Here is a 20680-nt window from a genome sequence, read left to right on the forward strand (position 1 = left end):
GGTTACTTACCAGCCTTTCCGGCCTTGCGCCGAACGACCTCGCCGGCGTAGCGCACACCCTTGCCCTTGTACGGCTCGGGCTTGCGGATCTTGCGGATGTTTGCAGCCGCCTCGCCGACGGCCTGCTTGTCGATGCCACTCACGGTGAGCTTGTTGTTGCCCTCGACCGTCAGCGTGATGCCGGTGGGAGCCTCAACGAGCACCGGGTGCGAGAAGCCGAGCGCGAACTCGACGGCCGTGCCCTTCTGGGCGACACGGTAACCCGTGCCGACGACCTCGAGGCCCTTGGAGTAGCCCTCGGTGACACCGATGATGTTGTTGTTGATCAGGGTGCGGGTCAGGCCGTGGAGCGACCGCGACTCGCGCTCGTCGTCGGGACGGGTCACGACGACCTGGCCCTCTTCGACCTTGACCTCGATGGGGCGCGCCACGGTGAGCTGGAGCTCGCCCTTGGGGCCCTTGACTGCGACATCCTGGCCGTCGACCGAGATGGTCACGCCGGCGGGGATGGCGATGGGGAGACGTCCGATTCGCGACATGTCAGATCACCACACGTAGGCGAGGACTTCCCCACCCACGCCCTTCTGCTCGGCCTGGCGGTCGGTGAGAAGACCGGAGGAGGTGGACAGGATGGCGACGCCGAGGCCACCGAGGACACGGGGGATCTCGGTCGACTTCGCGTACACGCGGAGACCGGGCTTCGAGACGCGCTTGATGCCGGCGATCGACCGCTCGCGGTTCGGGCCGTACTTCAGCGTGAGCGTCAGGGTCTGGCCGACGCGGGCGTCGCTGACCTCCCAGGAGGAGATGTAGCCCTCCTGCTTGAGGATGTCGGCGATGTGGGTCTTGAGCTTCGAGCTCGGCAGCGACACGGAGTCGTGGTGGGCCGAGTTCGCGTTGCGCAGACGGGTCAGCATATCTGCGACCGGGTCTGTCATCGTCATGTGATGCTTCTTTCGTTCATGAGGTTTCGGCTCCCGTTACACGGAAGACGACCTTCTATGACTGCCATTTTCAGTTGTGGGATGCGGGGGCGCCGCCAGGCGGCGCCCCCGCGGAAGATCACGCCTGGGCGTCGTCCGACTTGAAGGGGAAGCCGAGGTGGCGCAGCAGCGCACGGCCTTCGGCATCCGTCTTCGCCGACGTCACGATCGTGATGTCGAAGCCGCGGACGCGGTCGATCTTGTCCTGGTCGATCTCGTGGAACACCGACTGCTCCTGGAGACCGAAGGTGTAGTTGCCGTTGCCGTCGAACTGCTTGGCCGACAGACCGCGGAAGTCGCGGATGCGGGGCAGCGAGAGGTTCACCAGACGGTCGATGAACTCCCACGCACGGTCGCCGCGGAGGGTGACGTGTGCGCCGATGGCCTGGCCCTCACGCAGCTTGAACTGCGCGATGGACTTGCGGGCCTTGGTGACGACCGGCTTCTGACCGGTGATCTTGGTGAGGTCCTCGACCGCACCATCGATCACCTTGCTGTCGCGAGCTGCCTCGCCGACACCGGTGTTCACGACGACCTTCACGAGACCGGGAGTCTGCATGACGTTCGCGTAGCCGAACTCCTCCTGCAGCGCCTTCTTGATCTCGGTGTTGTACTTCTGCTTCAGGCGCGGCTGGATCTTGCCAGCCGGCGCGGCAGTGTCAGTGCTCATCAGAGGTCCTTGCCTGACTTCTTCGCGTAGCGCACGCGGACGTTGCGCTTCACGCCGTCCTTCGTCTGCTCCTCGACGCGGTGGCCGACACGGGTCGGCTTCTTGGTCGAGGGGTCGACGAGCTGGACGTTGGAGATGTGGATCGGGGCTTCCATCGTCTCGATGCCGCCCGTCTTGGTGCCGCGCTGCGACTGGCCGACGCGGTTGTGCTTCGTGACGAAGTTGACGCCTTCGACGATGACGCGGTTCTGCTCGGTCAGGACCTCGAGGACCTTGCCCTGCTTGCCGCGGTCGCCGCCCTTGTCCTGCTTCTTGCCGGTGATGACCTGAACCAGGTCACCCTTCTTGATGTTGGCCATGGGGTCAGATCACCTCCGGTGCGAGCGAGACGATCTTCATGAACTTCTTGTCGCGAAGCTCACGACCGACCGGGCCGAAGATGCGGGTGCCGCGGGGCTCCCCGTCGCTCTTCAGGATGACGGCGGCGTTCTCGTCGAACTTGATGTACGAACCGTCGGGACGACGGGTCTCCTTCTTGGTGCGGACGACGACGGCCTTGACCACGTCGCCCTTCTTGACGTTTCCGCCCGGGATCGCGTCCTTGACCGTGGCGACGATGATGTCACCGAGGCCGGCGTAGCGACGGTTGGAGCCGCCGAGCACGCGGATGGTGAGCAGCTCCTTCGCGCCGGTGTTGTCGGCGACCTTGAGGCGGGACTCGTTCTGAATCACTTGGCCTTCTCCAGAATCTCCACCAGACGCCAGCGCTTGGTGGCGCTCAGCGGGCGGGTCTCGTTGATGAGGACGAGGTCGCCGATGCCGGCGGTGTTGCCCTCATCGTGCGCCTTGACCTTCGAGGTGCGACGGATGACCTTGCCGTAGAGGGGGTGCTTCACGCGGTCCTCGACCTCGACGACGATCGTCTTGTCCATCTTGTCGCTGACGACGTAACCGCGACGGGCCTTGCGGTACCCGCGGGCCTCGGCGTCACGCACGTCGTTCTCGGCGTGCTCGTGGCCGGCGACCTCGGTCGCCTCAGCCGCAGCCTTCTTCGTGGTGGCCATCACTCAGCCTCTTCCTTCACGGCCTCGTCAGCGGCATCCGCCTTCTTGGCCTTCGTCTTCTTCGCCTTGGTCGCCGTCTCCAGCGGGGCGGGCGTGGCACGGATGCCGAGCTCGCGCTCACGGATCACGGTGTAGAGCCGCGCGATGTCGCGCTTGACCGCACGGATGCGGCCGTGGCTCTCGAGCTGGCCGGTGGCCGACTGGAAGCGCAGGTTGAACAGCTCTTCCTTGGCCTTGCGCAGCTCCTCGACGAGGCGCTGGTCTTCGAACGTGTCGAGCTCGCTCGGAGCGAGCGTCTTGGTACCGATCGCCATTATGCGTCGCCCTCCTCGCGCTTGATGATGCGTGCCTTCAGGGGCAGCTTGTGGATTGCACGGGTCAGGGCCTCGCGAGCGAGCTCCTCGTTGACACCGGCGACCTCGAAGAGGACGCGACCCGGCTTGACGTTCGCGACCCACCACTCGGGCGAGCCCTTACCCGAACCCATGCGGGTTTCGGCGGGCTTCTTGGTCAGCGGACGGTCGGGGTAGATGTTGATCCACACCTTTCCACCACGCTTGATGTGACGGGTCATCGCGATACGAGCGGACTCGATCTGACGGTTGGTCACGTAAGCGGGCGTGAGCGCCTGGATGCCGAACTCGCCGAACGACACCTTGGTGCCGCCGGTGGCCTGGCCATCGCGCTTGGGGTGGTGCTGCTTGCGGTACTTGACCTTACGGGGAATAAGCATCAGGCAGACGCTCCTTCTGCGACGGGTGCCTCGGTGCGGCGGTCGTTGCGCGGGCCGCGGCGGTCGCCACGGTCATCGCGACCACGCGACTTGGGCGCGTTGGCCTGCTCGCGAGCGAGCTCCTTGTTGGTCAGGTCGCCCTTGTAGATCCAGACCTTCACGCCGATGCGGCCGAAGGTGGTCTTCGCCTCGTAGAAGCCGTAGTCGATGTTCGCGCGCAGCGTGTGCAGCGGCACACGACCCTCGCGGTAGAACTCCGAGCGGCTCATCTCGGCGCCGCCGAGGCGGCCGGAGACCTGGATGCGGATGCCCTTGGCACCTGCACGCTGAGCGCCCTGCAGACCCTTGCGCATCGCGCGGCGGAACGCCACACGAGCAGAGAGCTGCTCGGCGATGCCCTGCGCGACGAGCTGAGCGTCGGCCTCGGGGTTCTTCACCTCGAGGATGTTCAGCTGGATCTGCTTGCCGGTGAGCTTCTCGAGGTCGGCGCGGATGCGCTCGGCCTCGGCGCCGCGGCGGCCGATCACGATGCCCGGACGGGCGGTGTGGATGTCGACGCGGACGCGGTCACGCGTGCGCTCGATCTCGATCCCGCTCACGCCGGCGCGGTCCAGCTGCGTCTGCAGGAGCTTGCGGATACGGATGTCCTCGGCGACGTAGTCGGCGTAACGCTGGCCGGGCTTCGTCGAGTCCGAGAACCAACGCGACACGTGGTCCGTCGTGATGCCGAGGCGGAAGCCGTAGGGGTTTACCTTCTGTCCCATTACTTGCTCGCCTTCTTCGTCTGTGCGCCGGTGCCGGTCTCAGCGACCTCCGGCGTCGAGAGCACGACCGTGATGTGGCTCGTGCGCTTCTTGATCTGGAAAGCACGACCCTGAGCGCGGGGCTGGAAACGCTTGAGCGTCGTGCCCTCGTCGACGTACGCGTTCTTCACGTACAGGTCCTGCTCGTCCAGGAACTCGCCGTCCTTGTCGGCCGTGACGCGAGCGTTCGCGATCGCGGCGGCGACGAGCTTGTAGATCGGCTCGCTCGCACCCTGCGGTGCGAACTTGAGGATGGCCAGGGCCTCCTCAGCCTGCTTGCCCTTGATGAGCGCAACGACACGACGAGCCTTCTGAGGGGTCACGCGGATGTGTCGCACGCGTGCGATGGACTCCACCATTTCTCTCTCCTCTGTCGCCGCCTCAGCGGCGACGGCCCTTCTTGTCGTCCTTCACGTGGCCGCGGAAGGTGCGGGTGGGCGCGAACTCGCCCAGCTTGTGGCCGACCATGGTCTCGGACACGAACACGGGGATGTGCTTGCGTCCGTCGTGCACGGCGATGGTGTGACCCAGCATGGCCGGGATGATCATCGAACGGCGCGACCAGGTCTTGATGACGTTCTTGGTGCCGGCTTCGTTCTGCACGACCACCTTGCGAAGCAGGTGCTCGTCGACGAAGGGGCCCTTCTTAAGGCTGCGAGGCATCTTCCTCTACTCCTACTTCCGCTTCTTGCCGGCGTTGCGACGGCGAACGATGTACTTGTCGCTTTCCTTGTTCGCGTGGCGGGTGCGGCCTTCGGCCTTGCCCCACGGCGAAACAGGGTGACGACCACCGGACGTCTTGCCCTCACCACCACCGTGCGGGTGGTCGACAGGGTTCATGGCGACACCACGGACGGTCGGGCGGACGCCCAGCCAGCGCTTGCGGCCGGCCTTGCCCCAGTTGATGTTCGACTGCTCGGCGTTGCCGACCTCGCCGATGGTCGCGCGGCAGCGCGCATCGACGTTGCGGATCTCGCCCGAGGGGAGACGCAGCTGAGCGTAGGGGCCGTCCTTCGCCACGAGGCGAACCGACACACCGGCCGAACGCGCGATCTTCGCGCCGCCGCCGGGGCGGAGCTCGATCGCGTGGATCACGGTACCGGTGGGGATGTTCTTCAGCGGCAGGTTGTTACCCGGCTTGATGTCAGCCGACGGACCCGACTCGATGATGTCACCCTGCGACAGCTTGTTCGGGGCGAGGATGTAGCGCTTCTCACCGTCGAAGTAGTGCAGCAGCGCGATGCGCGCGGTGCGGTTGGGGTCGTACTCGATGTGAGCGACCTTGGCGTTGACGCCGTCCTTGTCATTGCGACGGAAGTCGATGACGCGGTACTGGCGCTTGTGGCCACCACCGATGTGACGGGTCGTGATGCGGCCCTGGTTGTTGCGTCCACCGGTCTTGCTGAGCGGGCGGAGGAGCGACTTCTCCGGCGTCGATCGGGTGATCTCGGCGAAGTCGGCCACCGACGAGCCGCGGCGACCCGGGGTCGTGGGCTTGTACTTGCGAATAGCCATATCTCTAGTCCTCTATCCCGACCGTCAGCCGACTGCCGTGAAGATGTCGATGGTGCCCGACTTCAGGGTCACGATGGCGCGCTTGGTGTCCTTGCGCTTGCCGGTGCCGAAGCGGGTGCGACGGGCCTTGCCGACGCGGTTGATCGTGTTGACCGCAGCGACCTTGACGCCGAAGATCTTCTCGATCGCGAGCTTGATCTCGGTCTTCGACGCGCGGGGGTCCACGAGGAACGTGTACTTGCCCTCGTCGATGAGCGAGTAGCTCTTCTCCGAGACGACCGGCTTCAGGATGATGTCGCGGGGGTCCTTGTTCAGGGCGATGTTCGCGGCGGTCATGCCGAGACCTCCTCGGTGGCGGCGCTCTTCGACGCGACGAACGCGTCGTAGGCGGCCTTGGTGAAGACGATGTCGTCGGAGACGAGCACGTCGTAGGCGTTGAGCTGGTCGACGTACAGCACGTGCACGTAGGCCAGGTTGCGGACGCTCAGCACGGCCAGGTCGTCGGCGCGGTCGATGACCACGAGGACGTTCTTGACGGCGCCCAGCGAAGCGAGCACGGCCACAGCGGCCTTGGTCGACGGAGCGCCCTCGATGCCGAACGAGTCGACGATGTGGAGGCGCTCACCGCGGGCGCGGTCGCTGAGCGAGCCCAGCAGCGCGGCGGCGATCATCTTCTTGGGGGTGCGCTGTGCGTAGTCGCGCGGCTTGGGGCCGTGGACGATGCCACCACCGGTCATGTGCGGCGCGCGGATCGAGCCCTGACGGGCGTTACCGGTGCCCTTCTGCTTGAAGGGCTTGCGGCCGGCACCCGAGACCTCACCGCGACGCTTGGTCGAGTGGGTTCCCTGGCGAGCCGCCGCGCGCTGCGCGACGACGACCTGGTGGATGAGGGGGATGTTCGTCTTGACGTCGAAGAGCGCGGCGGGCAGCTCGACCGAGCCGGCCTTCTTGCCATCTGCCTTCACGACGTCGAGCGCGAGAGTCGAGTCAGCCATGTTCAGGCACCCTTCACTGCGTTGCGGACGTAGACGGTGCGGCCACGAGCACCGGGGACCGCGCCCTTGACGAGCAGCAGACCCTTCTCGGCGTCGACGGCGTGGACCGTGAGGTTGAGGACGGTCACGCGCTCGCCACCCATACGGCCGGCCATGCGCATGCCCTTGAACACGCGGCTCGGGGTCGACGATGCGCCGATCGAGCCGGGCTTGCGGTGGTTGCGGTGTGCACCGTGCGATGCCGAGACGCCCTTGAAGTTGTGGCGCTTCATGACACCCGCGGTGCCCTTGCCCTTGCTGGTGCCGACGACGTCGACCAGCTGGCCGGCCTCGAAGGTGCCGTCGACCGTGAGCTCCTGACCGAGCGTGTACTCGGCGGCGTCAGCGGTGCGGACCTCGGTGAGGTGACGGCGGGGGGTGACACCCGCGGCCTCGAAGTGGGCCGTGAGGGGCTTGTTCACCTTGCGGGGGTCGATCTGGCCGGCGGCGATCTGAACGGCGTTGTAGCCGTCCTTCTCGGGGGTGCGGACCTGGGTCACGACGTTCGGCGCGATCTCGATGACGGTGACGGGAACGAGCTTGCCGTTCGCGTCCCACACCTGGGTCATGCCGAGCTTGGTGCCCAGCAGGCCCTTGGAAACCTTGGAGTTGATGTCAGCCATGTCGAACCTCAGAGCTTGATCTCGATGTTGACATCGGCCGGCAGGTCGAGGCGCATCAGCGAGTCGACGGCCTTGGGCGTCGGGTCGATGATGTCGATGACACGCTTGTGGGTGCGCATCTCGAAGTGCTCGCGGCTGTCCTTGTACTTGTGGGGCGACCGGATGACGCACACCACGTTCTTCTCGGTCGGAAGGGGCACGGGGCCCACGACCGTCGCGCCCGCACGGGTCACGGTGTCGACGATCTTGCGGGCCGACGAATCGAGGCCGGCGTGGTCATACGACTTCAGGCGAATGCGGATCTTCTGTCCCGCCATTGTCTGCTCTCTCTCTTCTCGCGTCTTACCTCGAGGGCATCGGACGCACGGTGACGCTTGCGCGCCAGGGCACTTCATATCTCACGGCCGCTCGTTCCCGAGCTGGTCGAGGGATGCTGCACCGCTGTTCTTGTGTCAATCCGGAGGCCGCGCCGAAGCGCCGCTCCCGGCATCCGTCATCCGACTGCGCGCGGAATGGATTCCGCGATGGAAGGATTCGTGATGTGGTGGTTCTGCTGCCCGCGGCCTAGGACCCTGCGCGTTCGCGCCGCCTATGCACTGCCCTGGCAGTGATCCTGCGCACGCCAACAGGGGCGCAGGAATGTGGAACCTCACTAGTCTGCCAGACGCCCGGGCGTGTCGCAAACTCGGGCGTGTCGCGACGGCGGTATGCTCGGCGGCTTCTCAGACAGCCGGGGAACGACGGCGGCGCAGGGCATCTCCGCCCTGCGCCGCCGTCGGTGGATCGCCCTACTCGTGGCCGATGGACTTGTCGATCGTGCCGCGAATGTTGTCGACGTGCTCGTCGATCTGGTCGGGCGCGATCTTCTTGACGAAGTCGGCCGCCGCGTCGAGTGCAGTGTCGCTCACACCCTCCGCCTGCTCGGACTTGATGACGTCGTCGATCTTGTCCTTGTTCTGCTCGAGGAAGTCCTTGCCCTGGTTGATCAGGTCGTCGAAACCGCTCATCGCTCCTACCCTCCGCCGCCCCCGGGCGAGGCGTGCCCGTCCATTCTGTCCGGGCGGGCGACCGCGCGGAACCCCGGGTCAGCGTGCGACGGCGGCGCGGCGCATCGCGTCGCTGCGCGCGATGACCCGTGTGTCACGGGCCTTCACGACTCCACGGAGGATGACCGCCACGAGCACGCCGATCGTCGCGCCGATCGAGTTCACGATGACATCGTCGATCGTGGCGTAGCGGGCTTCGAGGAGTTCTCGCTGGGCGAGCTCGATGAGTCCCGACAGCGCCGGCCCGAAGAGCAGAGCGACCGGCCACCAGCGCAGCGGCACGATGAGTCCGAAGAACAGCCCCACCGGGATGAACAGGAGCACGTTGGCGAACGACTCGATGAAGGTGTAGTCGACGAATGCGGGAACACCGCGCTCGTGCATCTCTGCGATCGCGCGATCGAGGAGGCCCTCGACCGGCTGGTCGATCGGGCTCGGCCAGAAGACGACGAAGGCGAGGAAGGCCCCGTACCCGATCGCGAGCATGGCGACGAGCGCGTGACGCGGGCCGCTGGTGCTCGGGAGCCGTTCGCTGCTCACGGGGTGGGGGTGGGCGTCGGCGTGGGGGTCGCGGTGGGGGTCGGCGTCGGCAGCGGGAGCGTCTCGAGCAGCGTCGGCTCAGCCTCGGGGAAGAGTGAGGCGCAGGAGTCGCCGACCGTGACCGGCGTATCCGCCACTGTCGGCGAGTAACGGACCGCAAGCGGTCCGAGCTCACCGTCGGGAAGGGTGCTCGTGAAGGACACGGACTTGGTCTCCCCCATGGGCAGGAGCATCGTGATGCTCCTGCCGTCGCGGCCGGCTTCGGAGCCCGTGCGCGTCCAGTCGGCAAGGTCGCCGTACTCGGGATCGGACGTCAGCGTGCCGCCTGGGACCGCATACGACAGAACATCGAGGATCATGGTCGTTCGGTCGATCCCCAGACTCGGGTTGCGCCACGCGAGCGTGTACTGGCTGAGATTCCAGCCGGGCACGGCGCTCGCCATGGTCAGCGTCGACGTCACCGTCCTGGCCTCGGCGTCGCACGAGACGTCGAGCTTCGTGCTCAGGTAGTACTCGAGCTTGCTGTACGACGCGTTGTTCAGCCAGACGCCGATCTGTGTCTGATCGGCGTTGTCGTCCGTCAGGGCGCCATCCAGACCGAGTTCGACCGCGAGGTTCTGCTCAGCCTCGCGGGTGAACGCCATGTAGACACGCTGTTCCAAGGTCGACTTCTGCAACTGGCGGAGCATCTCGACCGCGTCCCAATCGCCGCCCGCGACCGTGTCGAACACCGCGCCGGCTACGTCGGAGAAGTAGTCGTCCGCGGCGTCACCGTCCTTGCCGAAGCGCTCGTAGGTGTCGCTCAGCAGCACCTTGACAACCGAGTCGGCCGTGAGCTTTGTTCCGTCAGCGAGCTTGATCGGCCCCGTCGCCACCATCATGGACGAGAGCACAACGGGGTCGATGGAGATGACGCCGTCTATGTCGCCCCCGTTGGCGCCCTGCCAGAGCGCACGGTACATCGCAGCGCTGGTGGGAAAGTCCGGTGTGCGGGTGAAGTTCTGCGAGGAGCGGTCGAAGTCCCACTCGTACATCGAAAGGGTCGACTCGGGCATCTCGTAGAACAGCTCGCCGTTGTAGCCCGCGTTGTGGAACGCATCGGTCTGCTCGTCCTTGCGCAGTTCGATCTTTCCGTTCGACACGGAGACGACCGCGCCATTGGCGGCGTTTCCGCCCGTGGCGCGGATCTCGGCGTTGTTCTGGAAGAGCACGACGTAGGTGCGGTCCTCGTTGGCTCCCGCGAGAGCCAGCAGCGTGGGCAGGTACTTCTCGACGAGGTCGAGAGCCGGCCCCGCCTCATCCATCACATCGAGCAACTGGCCGACGGCGTCATCGACCACAGGCAGAAGCTCCGCGCGGTCTACGTCGGCGACCTGCTTCTGCGCATCCTCGACCGCCTCGCGCACGGTTGGCAGCATCTCGATCGCGCCGGTGAACGGCTCGAGGTTGAGTCCGCCGCCGGCGACCTTGAGCTGGTCGATCTGGACGGATCCCAGAAGTTCGAGCGCCGGCGGAAGCGCATCGGTGACCAGGGTGTCGGTCGCGCGGGTCGCGGCACGGACCGCCGCGATGTTCACACCGACGGCGGGAACGTCCACCGCAGCATCCCACAGCGGCCCCTCGACGATGACCGCCGCCTCATCCGTGAGCGCGAGAACCTCCTCGGCTACGCCCTGGATGCCCGCCTGGTCGCCATCCTTGACGAGCTTCACGATCGATGCCAGTTCACTCTTGGCCTGCAGAAGGTTGTCGCGCACCTGAAACGCCTGAGACGCGAACATGCCGCCGACGATCGCGATCGGGGTCAAGACAGCGACCGAGACTCCCAGCACGATCCATGGCCATCGGCGACCGCGCTGGGGCGCGGGCGCGTGGTTACCGGCACGGCCTTTGCGGAAGCGGCCGGGGGATGGCTTGGAAGACACCACAGGATGCTATCGGGTGAGTCCTGTGACGCTGCCGAGAGGCACGCTCTCACCAGGACATCCGCGCCGAACCGACACGAAGGTCTCAGGGAGGCGACTGCGTTCAGCTCGCCGAGTTCTCCGGTCGGATGACCGCCCTCAGAGTGCGCCCGAGGATGATGACGTCCTGCACGAACGACCAGTTCTCGACGTAGTAGAGGTCGAGGCGCAGCGCCTGCTCCCAGCTGAGCTTCGACCGACCGCTCACCTGCCACAACCCGCTCATGCCCGGTTTGAGGATGAGGCGGCGATGCGCCTTGTCGTCGTACAGGCTGACCTCGGCCGGGCGCTGGGGGCGCGGACCGACGAGGCTCATGTCGCCGCGGAGCACGTTGAGCAGCTGCGGCAGCTCATCGATCGAGTGCCGACGCATGAATCGGCCGAACGGGGTGATGCGCGGGTCGTCGTTCACCTTGAAGAGCGGCCGGTCGCTGCGGCCCTGCAGGTCGAGGAGCGATGCGAGCTGGTCGTCGGCGTCGGGGATCATCGACCGCAGCTTGATCATGCCGAAGACGTTGCCGAACTGACCCACCCGCGGCTGGGTGTAGAACACCGGACCCGGACTGGTGATGCGGATCGTCACCGCGGCGGCGAGCATGAGCGGAGAGGAGAGGATCAGGAGGAGAAGCGACCCCGCGATGTCCATCGCCCGCTTCAGGATGCGATTGCCCCCCTCGATCATGGGGAAAGCCACCTCGACGAGTGGGAGCCCTGCGACGGGTCGGGCGTGGATGCGGGGTCCGGCGATGTCGGTCATCGCGGGCGCCACGACCCACGTGATGTCGCGGTCCGCCATCTGCCAGCTGAGCGTGCGGAGCGTCTCGGGGTCGAGGTCGTCTGCGCTGGCCACGATGACCGTGTTCGCTCCGACCCCCTCGATGCTCTCGACCGCGTGCTGGTAGTCGCCGATGACGCCGATGTGATCCGCGATCTTCATCGCGTGCCCGCGCGCGGTTATCGCCCCGACAATCTGGTAGCCGGTGCCCTCGGTGTTCGCGATGACGCGCGCAATGGCGTCGATCTTCGCCCGCTCTCCCACGATGACAGCGCGGTCGACGAAGGTCCCGCGGCGTTGACGTCGGCGCAGCCATTGCCGCCAACCCCAGCGGGAGGCGATGACCACCACCGTGCCGATCGGGATCGCGGTGAAGAAGAACAGACGCGACAGGTCGATGCGGAGGAAGAACGCGACGATCACGAGGCCGGCGAACAGGAACACCCCGGCGTGGACGACCTTGCGGTATTCGGTGACCCCATGGCCGACGATCCGCACGTCGCGGCTGTCGACGAGCCAGAGCATGAGCATCCACGCGAGCCAGACAGCCGAGATCGCGACCGAGTACTCGACCCGCGGTCCGCCACGCCAGCTGAGCGTCGCATCCAGACCGATCCAGATCCCCGCCAGCAGCAGGGTCGCCGCAGTGACGACCGCATCGGTCGCGAGCAGGCGAGTGGCGTAGCGCCGGCGCCAGCTCGTCGCGTTCGCGCGCGCGATGCGCGCACTGTGGGCCTGCCACGGGAATGGGTCGGCCGCCGCGGCGCCCGCCGCCACAACGGCGGTGGCGACGTGGGGGGCCGACTCGCGGCCGACCGCCGGTGGCGACCCGGCGATCCCATGGTTCACGGCGCTCATAATCAAGGCAATAGTACCGAAGCGGCCCGCAGCGCCACCGGAAACGCGCGCGACGGTCAGTCTCGGCCGTAGATGTCGCGCGTATAGACCTTGTGCGCGACGTCGGCGAGGGCATCCGTCGATCGGTTCGCGATGATCACATCGGCGCGGGATTTGAACTCTTCGAGGTCGTTCACGACGGCGGAGTTGAAGAACTCGGCGTCGTCGAGCGCCGGCTCGTGGACGATGACAGTCACGCCCTTGGCCTTGATTCGCTTCATGATGCCCTGGATGGAGGATGCCCTGAAGTTGTCGGATCCCGACTTCATGACCAGGCGGTACACGCCGACGGTCCGGGGGCTGCGGGCGAGGATGTCGGACGCGACGAAATCCTTGCGGGTGCTGTTGGCCTCGACGATCGCCGCGATGAGGTTCTGCGGCACCTCGGAGTAGTTCGCGAGCAGCTGCTTGGTGTCTTTGGGCAGACAGTATCCCCCGTAGCCGAACGACGGGTTGTTGTAGTGCGAGCCGATCCGCGGATCGAGACCGACACCCTCGATGATCTGGCGCGAGTCGAGCCCGTGCACCGCGGCGTAGGTGTCGAGTTCGTTGAAGTACGCGACCCGCAGCGCGAGGAAGGTGTTCGCGAAGAGCTTGATCGCCTCCGCCTCCGTCGAATCGGTGAGCAGCACCGGCACGTCGGTGTCGATGGCGCCCTCGAGCAGAAGATCCGCGAAGCGCCGCCCTGCAGCGCCGCGGTCCCCGACGACGATGCGCGACGGGTGCAGGTTGTCGTACAAGGCACGCCCCTCGCGCAGGAACTCGGGCGAGAAGATGATCGTCGCGCCGGCGTGCTCGGCCACCATCCGTGCGGTGAAGCCGACCGGAACGGTCGACTTGATGACGATCGCGGCCTGCGGGTTCACGGAGAGCACGGCGTCGATGACGGACTCGACCGACGAGGTGTCGAAGTAGTTCGTCACCTCGTCATAATTGGTCGGGGTGGCGACGATCACGAACTCCGCGTCGCGGAATGCCGCCTTCGAGTCGAGTGTGGCGGTGAGCTTGAGGTTCCGCGTCGCGAGGTACTCCTCGAGCTCGGCATCCACGATTGGCGACAGCCGCTGCCGCAGCAACTCGACCTTCCGCGCATCGATGTCGACGGCGGTGACCTCATGGTGCTGGGCGAGGACGACGGCGTTCGACAGGCCGACGTAGCCCGTTCCGACGATGGCGATCTTCATGCAGGAAGCGTATCCGTCGCCGAGCACACGCGATCGACGGCAGATCGTCCGAGTAGGCTGTGGAGACGATCTGGCCCGGGCGAGGAGACATGCCGAAAGTCGTGCACTGGAACCCGCGGACTGCCGTCGGCACGGGTCGAATCCTCACGCGTGTGAAGATCGGGCGCAGGATCGACAACTTCGGTGATCTGCTCGGCCCGCTCATCGTCGAACGGATCCGGCAGTCTCGCACGCTCGGCGATCGCGGGGCGCGTGATCGGCGCCTGCTCGCCGTCGGTTCGATCATGCATCTCGCCCGCGACGGCGACGTCGTGTGGGGAACGGGCGTGAACGGGAAGATGCAGCGCACAACCTATCCGCGGTTGGATGTGCGCGCCGTGCGCGGGCCTGCGAGCGCGGCTGCCCTTCGCGCTGCAGGGATCCACGTGCCCGACGTCTACGGGGATCCAGCCCTGCTTCTCCCCCGTCTGTGGAGCGATTCCGAGCTGGGCATCTCGCGTGGAACGGCTGGAACCGTCCTCGTCCCGAACCTCCACGACCGTGCGCACTTCCCGCCCGACGCCCTGAACCCCCGCAGCGACGTCCTGGCGTGCATCCGCAGGATCGCGTCGGCCGACCGGGTCGTCGCGAGTTCGCTCCACGGGATCGTAGTGGCGGAGGCGTACGGCGTTCCGGCCGTCCTCGTCGCGTCGGCCAGCGAGCCGACGTTCAAGTACGAGGACTACTACAGCGGCACCGGGCGCAGAATGCCGTCTCCCGCTGGATCTTGGCAGGAAGGGCTACGCACCGCCCCCGCCCCGCCCCTCTCCGCCTGGTCTGCCGACGCACTGCTGGATGCGTTTCCCGAAGACCTGTGGGAGCCGCTCTCCCCTCCGGTCACGTGAACAGGGTCGCCGATGCTGCCGAGGAACCGCCTGCGACGCGGATCCTGTTCGTCAGCCACACTGACCCCTACGGTCCGTTCCGGATCGGCAGTCACCACCTCGCTGATGCGCTGGCACGGGATGGGCACGACGTCGTACACCTGTCGACTCCGATCTCGGCTGTGCACCTCATCACACGACGGGTTTCGCGTGCCAAGGCGGCCGCGACGCCGGTCGACTCCGTCGGCGAGGCCGGGGTGCGGTACCTGGTTCCGCGAACCTTGCTACCGGCGGGCATCGGCGCCTTCCGCGTAACTCGGAGGCTCCGACGGCTCGGACTTCGGGGATTCGACATGGTACTGATCGATCAGCCGCTGCTCTGGTCGCGGTCTCTTCTGCGCGTCGCGCCCGCAGTCGTATATCGGCCGACCGACGAGTACCCGTCGGGCATGAAGGCGCGTCTGCAGCGGGACGCCATCCGCCGCGTCGACGGTGTGATCGCGACGTCTCGGCCCGTACTCGATCGCCTCGGTCCGCTCCCCTTCCCGTCGACTGTCATCGAGAACGGCGTCGACACGGAGCGTTTCCACACGGTCGACTGGAGACCCCGACCTGAGATCTGCGTGTACATCGGAGCATTCGACTCGAGGTTCGACTGGAACCAGACGATGGCGTGGGCGGGGCGGTTCCCCCGGTGGAGGTTCGTGCTCGCCGGTCCCGCCGCGACACCACCGGCTGCGCTGCCGGTCAACGTCGAACTTCTCGGGCCCGTGCCGTACGAGAGCGTCCCCCGACTGCTCGCGGAAGCGCGCATCGGGCTGCTCCCGCTGTCGGATGATCCGCTCAACCGCGGCCGCAGCCCGATGAAACTGTACGAGTACCTGGCGAGCGGGCTGTCTGTCGTGTCGCGACAGACGGAGGTCGTTCACCCCGACCCCGCACGTGGCGTGTTCACCTACACGGATGCCGCGAACGCCGCAGAGGCGCTCCAGGACGCCATCCGCCACGCGTCGCCGAACGCGGCCGGTGTCGAGCATGCGCTCGGGCAGGCGTGGACGACCAAGGCGCGTCGCCTCCTGGAGTTCGTCGCTGGGGTCACGGCGCGTTGAGCGACTCGTGCTTGCGCCCGCGCGCGAGCTCGACCGCCCGCCCGTACGCCTCTGCGAGGAGTCGTCCGAGCGCCGGCCAGTCCCGACGCGTGAGATCGGGTCCGCCGGGGGCACGGGGCATCGCACGGACACGGTCGACAGCCCCCTGAAGAGCGATGGCATCCAACTCGCCGGAGAAGGTGACGACCCACTCCGCGCCGAATTCTGCGACGAGCAGCTCCGTCGCGTCCGAGGACGGGACGATCGCGGGACGATCGAGTGAGAGCGCCAGAAGCACCGCGCCGGAGTTGTGCATCATCCGGTAGGGCAGCACCACCGCCTCGCACCGCCCGATCTCCTCGGCCAGTTCGTCCTCGTCGAGAAACCGGAGATCGAGTCGAACCCGAGGGTCGCTTGCGGCGAGAGAGGCCACCCGCGCCGCCAGGGAGGCGTCGCTCGGCTCGCCCACGACGTGCAGGCTCATCGCAGGACCGTTCAGATCTCGAAATGCCGCGACAAGCCGCTCCGTGCCCTTATAGGGCTTGATCATTCCGAAATTGAGCAGACGACCGGGCACGGGCTCCGTTGTCGGCGTGGCATACCAGCCCCGGTAGTGCCCGTGGGGAATGAGAACGGTGCGCAGCGGATCAGGTGACGGTGTCGTCTCGTTGAGGACGATCCACAGGGTCGTGAGGGCGTCGAGCCTCTGGAGGACCCATCGCTCGGCCATCGTGCCCGAATCGTGCGGCTGGACGTTGTGCAGGGTTCGGACGACAGCCTTCCGCCGAAGTCGGAGTCGAACGAGGAACACGCTGAAGAGCACGATCTTCAGCGCTCTGCCGACGGCTCTCGGGTGACGGAGCGAATTCTCCGGCCAGTGCACGTGGAGCACATCGAACCGGTCGGTCAGCATTCCGCGCCAGCGGAAATAGCCGATGTCGACGCGGTCTCGGGGCAGTGACCTGATGAGAAGCGACGTATAGGGGTTGTCGACCGGGCGGCCGCCGGAGTGCGCGGGGTCGGCGAGCAGTTGCAGCACCCGGATCGGGCGCGACGCCGCCTCAGCCATCCTCGTCCTGGTCATCGGCCATGCCCTGCTCGACCTCGTCTTGGATCGCCTCCTCGTAGCGCTCGATCGCGATGCGCACGTTGGTGTCGATCTCGTCGAGCTTCGCCGAAGCCACTCGCTCGGCCACAAGGCGCGTCCGCCACTCCACGGCGCTGAGATCGACAGTCGTCTCGTGAAGTCGCCAGTCGTGCTCGAGGTCGGCTCCCTGCAGATGGTCACGGAACTCCATCGACACCCGCTTGGCACGGGAACTGCCCGTCACTGCAACCAGCGCGGCGGGGATGCCATAGCTCTGACAGATGACCATCACACCCACGCTGCTCGTCACGACACCGTCGTAGCCCGCCAGCGCGTTGATCGCTGCCAGGACCTGCTCCGGCCGGGAGCCCTCGATCGAGAGCTCGTCAACATCGGGCGGAAGAACGAAGGGGATATCGGCATCCGAGTGGTTGCGCACGAAGACCAGGCGGCCGTTCGTCCTGCCGATCCTGATCCGATGGACGCGCCGCACCAGGAGGCGAGGGTCTCCGAAGGTCTCGATGGCCGGACCACCCTCGCGCCGGACGGCCCGTGCCGTGAGCGGCCCCCGGAGCGACACGAAGTCCGCACCCGGGTTCACTCGCGCGTCCAGTTTCGGAATGCCGGCACCGGCGACGATCGAGGTCGCCTGGACGTTTGCGAGGAGCGATCCTCCGAGAACGATGTGCGGGGGCGCGTCGATCGACGCCTTCAACGGTACGAACTGCACGGCACGGCGTGTCCCGGCATGGATCAGGTATGGGTTGACCCACTCGTCGAACGATCCAGGCAGAGGCTTCGGCACCCAGAACATGGCCACAGGGCCGGCGGATCGAGCAGCGTCGGAGCCGGGCGTCGAGTAGCTGAGGAAGGCGTCGGCACCGCGCATCGCATCGCGCTCCCGCTGAGTGAGATCGCCCGTCGAAAGGAGCTTCCCCGCCGCGTGGTGGAATTCTGCACTCTCGCCGCGCTGAGCTTCGATGAGAACGCGATCGATCATCGCCGCACGGCGCTTGGCGGCGACCTCGGCTTCCACGGCGGCAGCCTGCGCATCGATCTCCTCCAGATCGCCGTCGCCGTCGCCGTCGTCGTCCAGCAGCGGCGGGCCACCGGCCTGAGCACGGGCAGCCAGTCGGCTCACATCGCGCTCCAGCCGCAGTGAGTCACGCGCGTACCGCATGAGCGTCGGGGCGAGCCCGCCGACCCTGCTGAAGAAGATCCGCAGCGCCATGGCGAGCACGATCGCGGTCGCGATCGCCAGCGCCCCGGTGAATGTCTGCCACACGACTGCGGCGAGCGCGACTCCCGTGGCCACCGAGGTCGCCACAGCCGCGAACTCTGCGGAGAACACGCGCTCGCGGATCGGTGCCTCGACGTCTCGAACCGTGCTCTCCATCAGCTCACGTTGCACCCGCATCTGCCGCCGGTACAGCATCGACATCTGGAGGACCACGACGACGAGCAGTACTGCACTCACCGCCCCGACTATCCGATCGAGGAAGAGAAGCAGTATGGCGATGGCCACGACCTGCACCATATCGGCGATGAGGGTCGAGACGTCGAAGGCGACAGCCCACTGCCACCCGACCGACCCGATTCCGGTCCGCGCCTGGACATCGGCGAACGCCGATCGGAACAGCCGCACACGCCAGAACTTGGTCATGTGGTGCAGACCACGCGTGATCCCGAACCCGACGAAGAAGATGGCGAGCAGGCCGAGAACTTTGCCGACCTGTCCGGCGAGCTCGCCTGGGCCGTCCACCAGGAGGGTGGAGAAGATCTGCAGGACCAGTAGCTCGCCGACGGGGACCGCCGCCATCAGAATGATGAGGGCGATCAGGAGCGTGCGGATCCGCCAATTCGGGAACTGCTGTCCGAACGAGGCGAAGATGTCCTTGAACATTCAGTCGCCGCTGTTCCGCCAGTCGGCTACGGCAGCGCGCACCGCCGCCTCGACTTCGTCGAGCTTCGTGTCCGATACGTACTCGCGCTCGAGTCGCGACCGAAGGTCGGCCTTCCCGAGGTTGAGGGCCATCGGCACGGGCTCCCAGTTCCGCTCGAGGGCGGCACCTTCGGAGTAGTCCCGATACTTCATGCCCGAACCGGAGACGGTGTCCTCGAACCCTCGGAAGCCGATGAGCGTCACCGGAATCCCGTAGCTGTGGCAGGCGATCATGACGTGCATTGCGCTGGTCACCACACCGTCATACTCGTTCAGCTTCGCCAGGAACGCCGAGTGGTCCGCCGGGCTCGAACGGTACACACTCTCCTCATCCATGTCGTCGGGCAGTGTCACCGGAAGATTGGCGTGGGTGAAGTGGCGGACGAGCAGAAGCCGCCCGTTCGACGCAGGGCGGTCCACGGGGATGAGCCGGCGCAGCAGCAACGCCGGATCGCCGAAGCTGTCCACCGTGCGCCCGCCACGATCGCGCAGAAGCGCCGCGGTGAGCGGGCCCCGCAGGGAGTGGTAGTGCGCATCGGGGTGGAGCTCAGCGGATTCCGCCGAGGCACCGGTCCCGATCACGATGGAGTTCTCGTTGGTGAAACGTGCGATCGACCCGACGGACACGAGGTGTCGTCTGCGCTCGGTGCCCGACGTGGGGACGACCGACACCCCGCGACCGGCTGTGCGTGTCACCACGAGAGGGCTAACCCAGTCTCCGAAGTTTCCGGGGGAGGGCCGTGTCCACCACATGAGCGGGATACGCTCGGCGCCCTGGTCGCCGCTGAGCGCGTACTCGGCGAATGCCTGCGCTGCGGCGAGCGTTGCCGACTCATCCGTGGTGAGCACGCCGGACGTGGCCAGCCGCGTGGAGATGTCCTCGAGGTCGGCGATGTTCCCCTTCTGGCCCGCGTTGGTCGCCTGCGCGAGCAGCCGCGCGCGGTGGCTCTGCGCCTTGGGGGGCGTCGTCGGGCGGACCCGATGGACGAGGGGCTGCTGCTTGGCCCACTCCCGGAGCCGTTCGGCGTTGTCGGGAGCAAGCTTGGTGATTCCGTCGTCAATGCCCTTGAGGACCTTGTAGGTTCCCATCCGAACCTTGGTGCGCGCGGCGACGATACGCCCAGAGGTCCGGTGGCCGTTCGACGCCGCGCTCCCGGGGGCCGTCTTCGACCCCGGTGCCGTGTGCTGCACCACCTTGTTCCGGAACTCGGGGACGTTGCCGCTCGAGCCGAACTTGAAGAACGCTTCCACGTTGCCGTTCCCCCGCCCGAGGACTGCGCCGGCGGGAATGATCTGGAAGCTCATGAGATCGGCGTTCGCCCGCCACGACTCCTCGAAGAAGTAGTCGTCTGTGGCCTTGATCGACGACTCCCGCTCGAGCTTGGCGGCGTCCGCGACGAACTTGCGGGCGATCGGAGTGGTGTTCACGCCGATGAAACTCGGCGCCCAGAACCGGGTATGACCCTTGTAGCCGATCTCCATCGGACCCGCGAACCCGTGCTGGAAGCCGATCACGTCAGCGGTGAAGGTGTGCAGATACTCAGGGAACTGGAGGATCTGGCAATCCACATCGGTCCAGTACACGCGCTTGTCCGGGTTCTCACGGCACACCTGGTCGAGGAACGCCACCTTCTGGCGGCAGATGTCGGCCCAGTCCTGTCCCGCTTCGGGGTGGACTTCGCGCAGCACGTGACCGATGCCGAGCTCATCGAGATTCTGCTCCAGCGTGCGAGCCCACCCCCGGTAGTAGTCGTCATCGGTGTAGAAGGAACAGACGATGACGTCGTCAAGCGAAGAAGACAACTGGGAACCCTGTCTTGCAGACGGCGCGCAGCACCGGGCGGGGCGGAAATGGGGCCGCATGAGTCT

General features: G+C 66.6%; 26 protein-coding genes. 2 read left to right on the forward strand and 24 right to left on the reverse strand.

What is annotated here, in order from left to right; genetic code table 11:
- Positions 1 to 2 precede the first annotated feature (2 nt).
- The 21 genes from rplF to JOD63_RS11515 form a co-directional block, all read right to left on the reverse strand.
- Positions 3 to 539 carry a 50S ribosomal protein L6 gene (gene rplF / locus JOD63_RS11415; protein WP_045275470.1) on the reverse strand — a complete coding sequence of 179 codons (537 nt, stop codon included), beginning with the start codon at positions 537 to 539 and terminating at the stop codon, positions 3 to 5.
- Between the two features lie 6 nt (positions 540 to 545).
- Positions 546 to 944, reverse strand: coding sequence for a 30S ribosomal protein S8 (gene rpsH, locus JOD63_RS11420; protein ID WP_045275471.1), 399 nt, complete (start codon positions 942 to 944; stop codon positions 546 to 548).
- A gap of 118 nt (positions 945 to 1062) precedes the next feature.
- Positions 1063 to 1653, reverse strand: a complete 591-nt coding sequence (gene rplE, locus JOD63_RS11425; RefSeq protein WP_045275472.1) for a 50S ribosomal protein L5 — start codon at positions 1651 to 1653, stop codon at positions 1063 to 1065.
- On the reverse strand, positions 1653 to 2012 hold the full coding sequence (gene rplX / locus JOD63_RS11430) for a 50S ribosomal protein L24 (protein ID WP_045275473.1): 360 nt from the start codon (positions 2010 to 2012) through the stop codon (positions 1653 to 1655). The genes rplE and rplX overlap by 1 nt, the downstream gene beginning before the upstream one ends.
- Before the next feature lie 4 nt (positions 2013 to 2016).
- Complete coding sequence (rplN, locus tag JOD63_RS11435) at positions 2017 to 2385, reverse strand: 50S ribosomal protein L14 (RefSeq protein ID WP_045275474.1); 369 nt, start codon at positions 2383 to 2385, stop codon at positions 2017 to 2019.
- On the reverse strand, positions 2382 to 2717 hold the full coding sequence (gene rpsQ / locus JOD63_RS11440; RefSeq protein ID WP_052682495.1) for a 30S ribosomal protein S17: 336 nt from the start codon (positions 2715 to 2717) through the stop codon (positions 2382 to 2384). The genes rplN and rpsQ overlap by 4 nt, the downstream gene beginning before the upstream one ends.
- On the reverse strand, positions 2717 to 3031 hold the full coding sequence (gene rpmC, locus JOD63_RS11445) for a 50S ribosomal protein L29 (protein WP_045275475.1): 315 nt from the start codon (positions 3029 to 3031) through the stop codon (positions 2717 to 2719). The genes rpsQ and rpmC overlap by 1 nt, the downstream gene beginning before the upstream one ends.
- Complete coding sequence (rplP, locus tag JOD63_RS11450) at positions 3031 to 3450, reverse strand: 50S ribosomal protein L16 (protein WP_045275476.1); 420 nt, start codon at positions 3448 to 3450, stop codon at positions 3031 to 3033. Before rplP ends, rpmC begins: the two co-directional genes overlap by 1 nt.
- Entirely contained in the window at positions 3450 to 4214 is a 765-nt protein-coding gene (gene rpsC / locus JOD63_RS11455) for a 30S ribosomal protein S3 (RefSeq protein WP_045275477.1), read from the reverse strand. The genes rplP and rpsC overlap by 1 nt, the downstream gene beginning before the upstream one ends.
- Positions 4214 to 4612 (reverse strand): 50S ribosomal protein L22, encoded by a 399-nt coding sequence (gene rplV / locus JOD63_RS11460; RefSeq protein ID WP_045275478.1) that lies wholly within the window; start codon positions 4610 to 4612, stop codon positions 4214 to 4216. The genes rpsC and rplV overlap by 1 nt, the downstream gene beginning before the upstream one ends.
- A 22-nt stretch (positions 4613 to 4634) precedes the next feature.
- Positions 4635 to 4916, reverse strand: coding sequence for a 30S ribosomal protein S19 (gene rpsS, locus JOD63_RS11465; protein ID WP_045275479.1), 282 nt, complete (start codon positions 4914 to 4916; stop codon positions 4635 to 4637).
- 12 nt (positions 4917 to 4928) lie between these two features.
- Positions 4929 to 5768, reverse strand: coding sequence for a 50S ribosomal protein L2 (gene rplB, locus JOD63_RS11470; protein ID WP_045275480.1), 840 nt, complete (start codon positions 5766 to 5768; stop codon positions 4929 to 4931).
- 24 nt (positions 5769 to 5792) lie between these two features.
- Positions 5793 to 6104, reverse strand: coding sequence for a 50S ribosomal protein L23 (gene rplW, locus JOD63_RS11475; RefSeq protein WP_045275481.1), 312 nt, complete (start codon positions 6102 to 6104; stop codon positions 5793 to 5795).
- Positions 6101 to 6763: a 50S ribosomal protein L4 gene (rplD, locus tag JOD63_RS11480; RefSeq protein ID WP_045275482.1), complete on the reverse strand. Its 663-nt coding sequence runs from the start codon at positions 6761 to 6763 to the stop codon at positions 6101 to 6103. The genes rplW and rplD overlap by 4 nt, the downstream gene beginning before the upstream one ends.
- 2 nt (positions 6764 to 6765) lie before the next feature.
- Positions 6766 to 7425 carry a 50S ribosomal protein L3 gene (rplC, locus tag JOD63_RS11485; RefSeq protein WP_045275483.1) on the reverse strand — a complete coding sequence of 220 codons (660 nt, stop codon included), beginning with the start codon at positions 7423 to 7425 and terminating at the stop codon, positions 6766 to 6768.
- A gap of 8 nt (positions 7426 to 7433) precedes the next feature.
- Positions 7434 to 7742 carry a 30S ribosomal protein S10 gene (gene rpsJ / locus JOD63_RS11490; RefSeq protein ID WP_045275484.1) on the reverse strand — a complete coding sequence of 103 codons (309 nt, stop codon included), beginning with the start codon at positions 7740 to 7742 and terminating at the stop codon, positions 7434 to 7436.
- 471 nt (positions 7743 to 8213) lie between these two features.
- Positions 8214 to 8432 (reverse strand): hypothetical protein, encoded by a 219-nt coding sequence (locus tag JOD63_RS11495; protein WP_045275485.1) that lies wholly within the window; start codon positions 8430 to 8432, stop codon positions 8214 to 8216.
- A gap of 78 nt (positions 8433 to 8510) precedes the next feature.
- Complete coding sequence (locus JOD63_RS11500; RefSeq protein ID WP_052682496.1) at positions 8511 to 9011, reverse strand: VanZ family protein; 501 nt, start codon at positions 9009 to 9011, stop codon at positions 8511 to 8513.
- Positions 9008 to 10936 carry a DUF4012 domain-containing protein gene (locus tag JOD63_RS11505; RefSeq protein ID WP_211088103.1) on the reverse strand — a complete coding sequence of 643 codons (1929 nt, stop codon included), beginning with the start codon at positions 10934 to 10936 and terminating at the stop codon, positions 9008 to 9010. The genes JOD63_RS11500 and JOD63_RS11505 overlap by 4 nt, the downstream gene beginning before the upstream one ends.
- Positions 10937 to 11039: 103 nt before the next feature.
- Entirely contained in the window at positions 11040 to 12608 is a 1569-nt protein-coding gene (locus tag JOD63_RS11510) for a sugar transferase (protein WP_084613547.1), read from the reverse strand.
- A 56-nt stretch (positions 12609 to 12664) separates the two neighbouring features.
- Complete coding sequence (locus JOD63_RS11515) at positions 12665 to 13831, reverse strand: nucleotide sugar dehydrogenase (protein ID WP_045275967.1); 1167 nt, start codon at positions 13829 to 13831, stop codon at positions 12665 to 12667.
- Between the two features lie 89 nt (positions 13832 to 13920).
- Between JOD63_RS11515 and JOD63_RS11520 the strand changes: the two genes are divergently transcribed.
- A complete protein-coding gene (locus JOD63_RS11520; protein ID WP_045275966.1) occupies positions 13921 to 14715 on the forward strand; it encodes a polysaccharide pyruvyl transferase family protein in 795 nt (264 codons plus the stop codon).
- Positions 14712 to 15803: a glycosyltransferase gene (locus JOD63_RS11525; protein ID WP_045275983.1), complete on the forward strand. Its 1092-nt coding sequence runs from the start codon at positions 14712 to 14714 to the stop codon at positions 15801 to 15803. Before JOD63_RS11520 ends, JOD63_RS11525 begins: the two co-directional genes overlap by 4 nt.
- Here JOD63_RS11525 and JOD63_RS11530 read toward each other — a convergent pair.
- Genes JOD63_RS11530 through JOD63_RS11540 form a run of 3 tightly spaced genes read right to left on the reverse strand, consistent with a single transcriptional unit; the run spans position 15790 to position 20614 of the window.
- Positions 15790 to 16866: a glycosyltransferase family protein gene (locus JOD63_RS11530; RefSeq protein ID WP_245243914.1), complete on the reverse strand. Its 1077-nt coding sequence runs from the start codon at positions 16864 to 16866 to the stop codon at positions 15790 to 15792. The genes JOD63_RS11525 and JOD63_RS11530 overlap by 14 nt on opposite strands.
- Positions 16844 to 18772 (reverse strand): glycosyltransferase family protein, encoded by a 1929-nt coding sequence (locus JOD63_RS11535; RefSeq protein ID WP_045275964.1) that lies wholly within the window; start codon positions 18770 to 18772, stop codon positions 16844 to 16846. Before JOD63_RS11535 ends, JOD63_RS11530 begins: the two co-directional genes overlap by 23 nt.
- A complete protein-coding gene (locus JOD63_RS11540) occupies positions 18773 to 20614 on the reverse strand; it encodes a polysaccharide pyruvyl transferase family protein (protein ID WP_045275963.1) in 1842 nt (613 codons plus the stop codon).
- Positions 20615 to 20680: the final 66 nt, after the last annotated feature.

It is taken from the genome of Microbacterium terrae, assembly GCF_017831975.1.
Lineage (GTDB): Bacteria > Actinomycetota > Actinomycetes > Actinomycetales > Microbacteriaceae > Microbacterium > Microbacterium terrae.

Coding starts and splice junctions, on each gene's coding strand:
- JOD63_RS11495 (WP_045275485.1), bottom strand. CDS start 8,432: ATGAGCGGTTTCGACGACCTGATCAACCAGGGCAAGGACTTCCTCGAG.
- JOD63_RS11515 (WP_045275967.1), bottom strand. CDS start 13,831: ATGAAGATCGCCATCGTCGGAACGGGCTACGTCGGCCTGTCGAACGCC.
- rpmC (WP_045275475.1), bottom strand. CDS start 3,031: ATGGCGATCGGTACCAAGACGCTCGCTCCGAGCGAGCTCGACACGTTC.
- rpsS (WP_045275479.1), bottom strand. CDS start 4,916: ATGCCTCGCAGCCTTAAGAAGGGCCCCTTCGTCGACGAGCACCTGCTT.
- JOD63_RS11510 (WP_084613547.1), bottom strand. CDS start 12,608: ATGAGCGCCGTGAACCATGGGATCGCCGGGTCGCCACCGGCGGTCGGC.
- rplP (WP_045275476.1), bottom strand. CDS start 3,450: ATGCTTATTCCCCGTAAGGTCAAGTACCGCAAGCAGCACCACCCCAAG.
- rpsJ (WP_045275484.1), bottom strand. CDS start 7,742: ATGGCGGGACAGAAGATCCGCATTCGCCTGAAGTCGTATGACCACGCC.
- rpsH (WP_045275471.1), bottom strand. CDS start 944: ATGACGATGACAGACCCGGTCGCAGATATGCTGACCCGTCTGCGCAAC.
- JOD63_RS11530 (WP_245243914.1), bottom strand. CDS start 16,866: ATGACCAGGACGAGGATGGCTGAGGCGGCGTCGCGCCCGATCCGGGTG.
- rpsQ (WP_052682495.1), bottom strand. CDS start 2,717: ATGGCCACCACGAAGAAGGCTGCGGCTGAGGCGACCGAGGTCGCCGGC.
- rplF (WP_045275470.1), bottom strand. CDS start 539: ATGTCGCGAATCGGACGTCTCCCCATCGCCATCCCCGCCGGCGTGACC.
- rplB (WP_045275480.1), bottom strand. CDS start 5,768: ATGGCTATTCGCAAGTACAAGCCCACGACCCCGGGTCGCCGCGGCTCG.
- JOD63_RS11535 (WP_045275964.1), bottom strand. CDS start 18,772: ATGTTCAAGGACATCTTCGCCTCGTTCGGACAGCAGTTCCCGAATTGG.
- rplD (WP_045275482.1), bottom strand. CDS start 6,763: ATGGCTGACTCGACTCTCGCGCTCGACGTCGTGAAGGCAGATGGCAAG.
- rplE (WP_045275472.1), bottom strand. CDS start 1,653: ATGAGCACTGACACTGCCGCGCCGGCTGGCAAGATCCAGCCGCGCCTG.
- rplC (WP_045275483.1), bottom strand. CDS start 7,425: ATGGCTGACATCAACTCCAAGGTTTCCAAGGGCCTGCTGGGCACCAAG.
- rplX (WP_045275473.1), bottom strand. CDS start 2,012: ATGGCCAACATCAAGAAGGGTGACCTGGTTCAGGTCATCACCGGCAAG.
- rpsC (WP_045275477.1), bottom strand. CDS start 4,214: ATGGGACAGAAGGTAAACCCCTACGGCTTCCGCCTCGGCATCACGACG.
- JOD63_RS11520 (WP_045275966.1), top strand. CDS start 13,921: ATGCCGAAAGTCGTGCACTGGAACCCGCGGACTGCCGTCGGCACGGGT.
- rplW (WP_045275481.1), bottom strand. CDS start 6,104: ATGACCGCCGCGAACATCGCCCTGAACAAGGACCCCCGCGACATCATC.
- rplV (WP_045275478.1), bottom strand. CDS start 4,612: ATGGTGGAGTCCATCGCACGCGTGCGACACATCCGCGTGACCCCTCAG.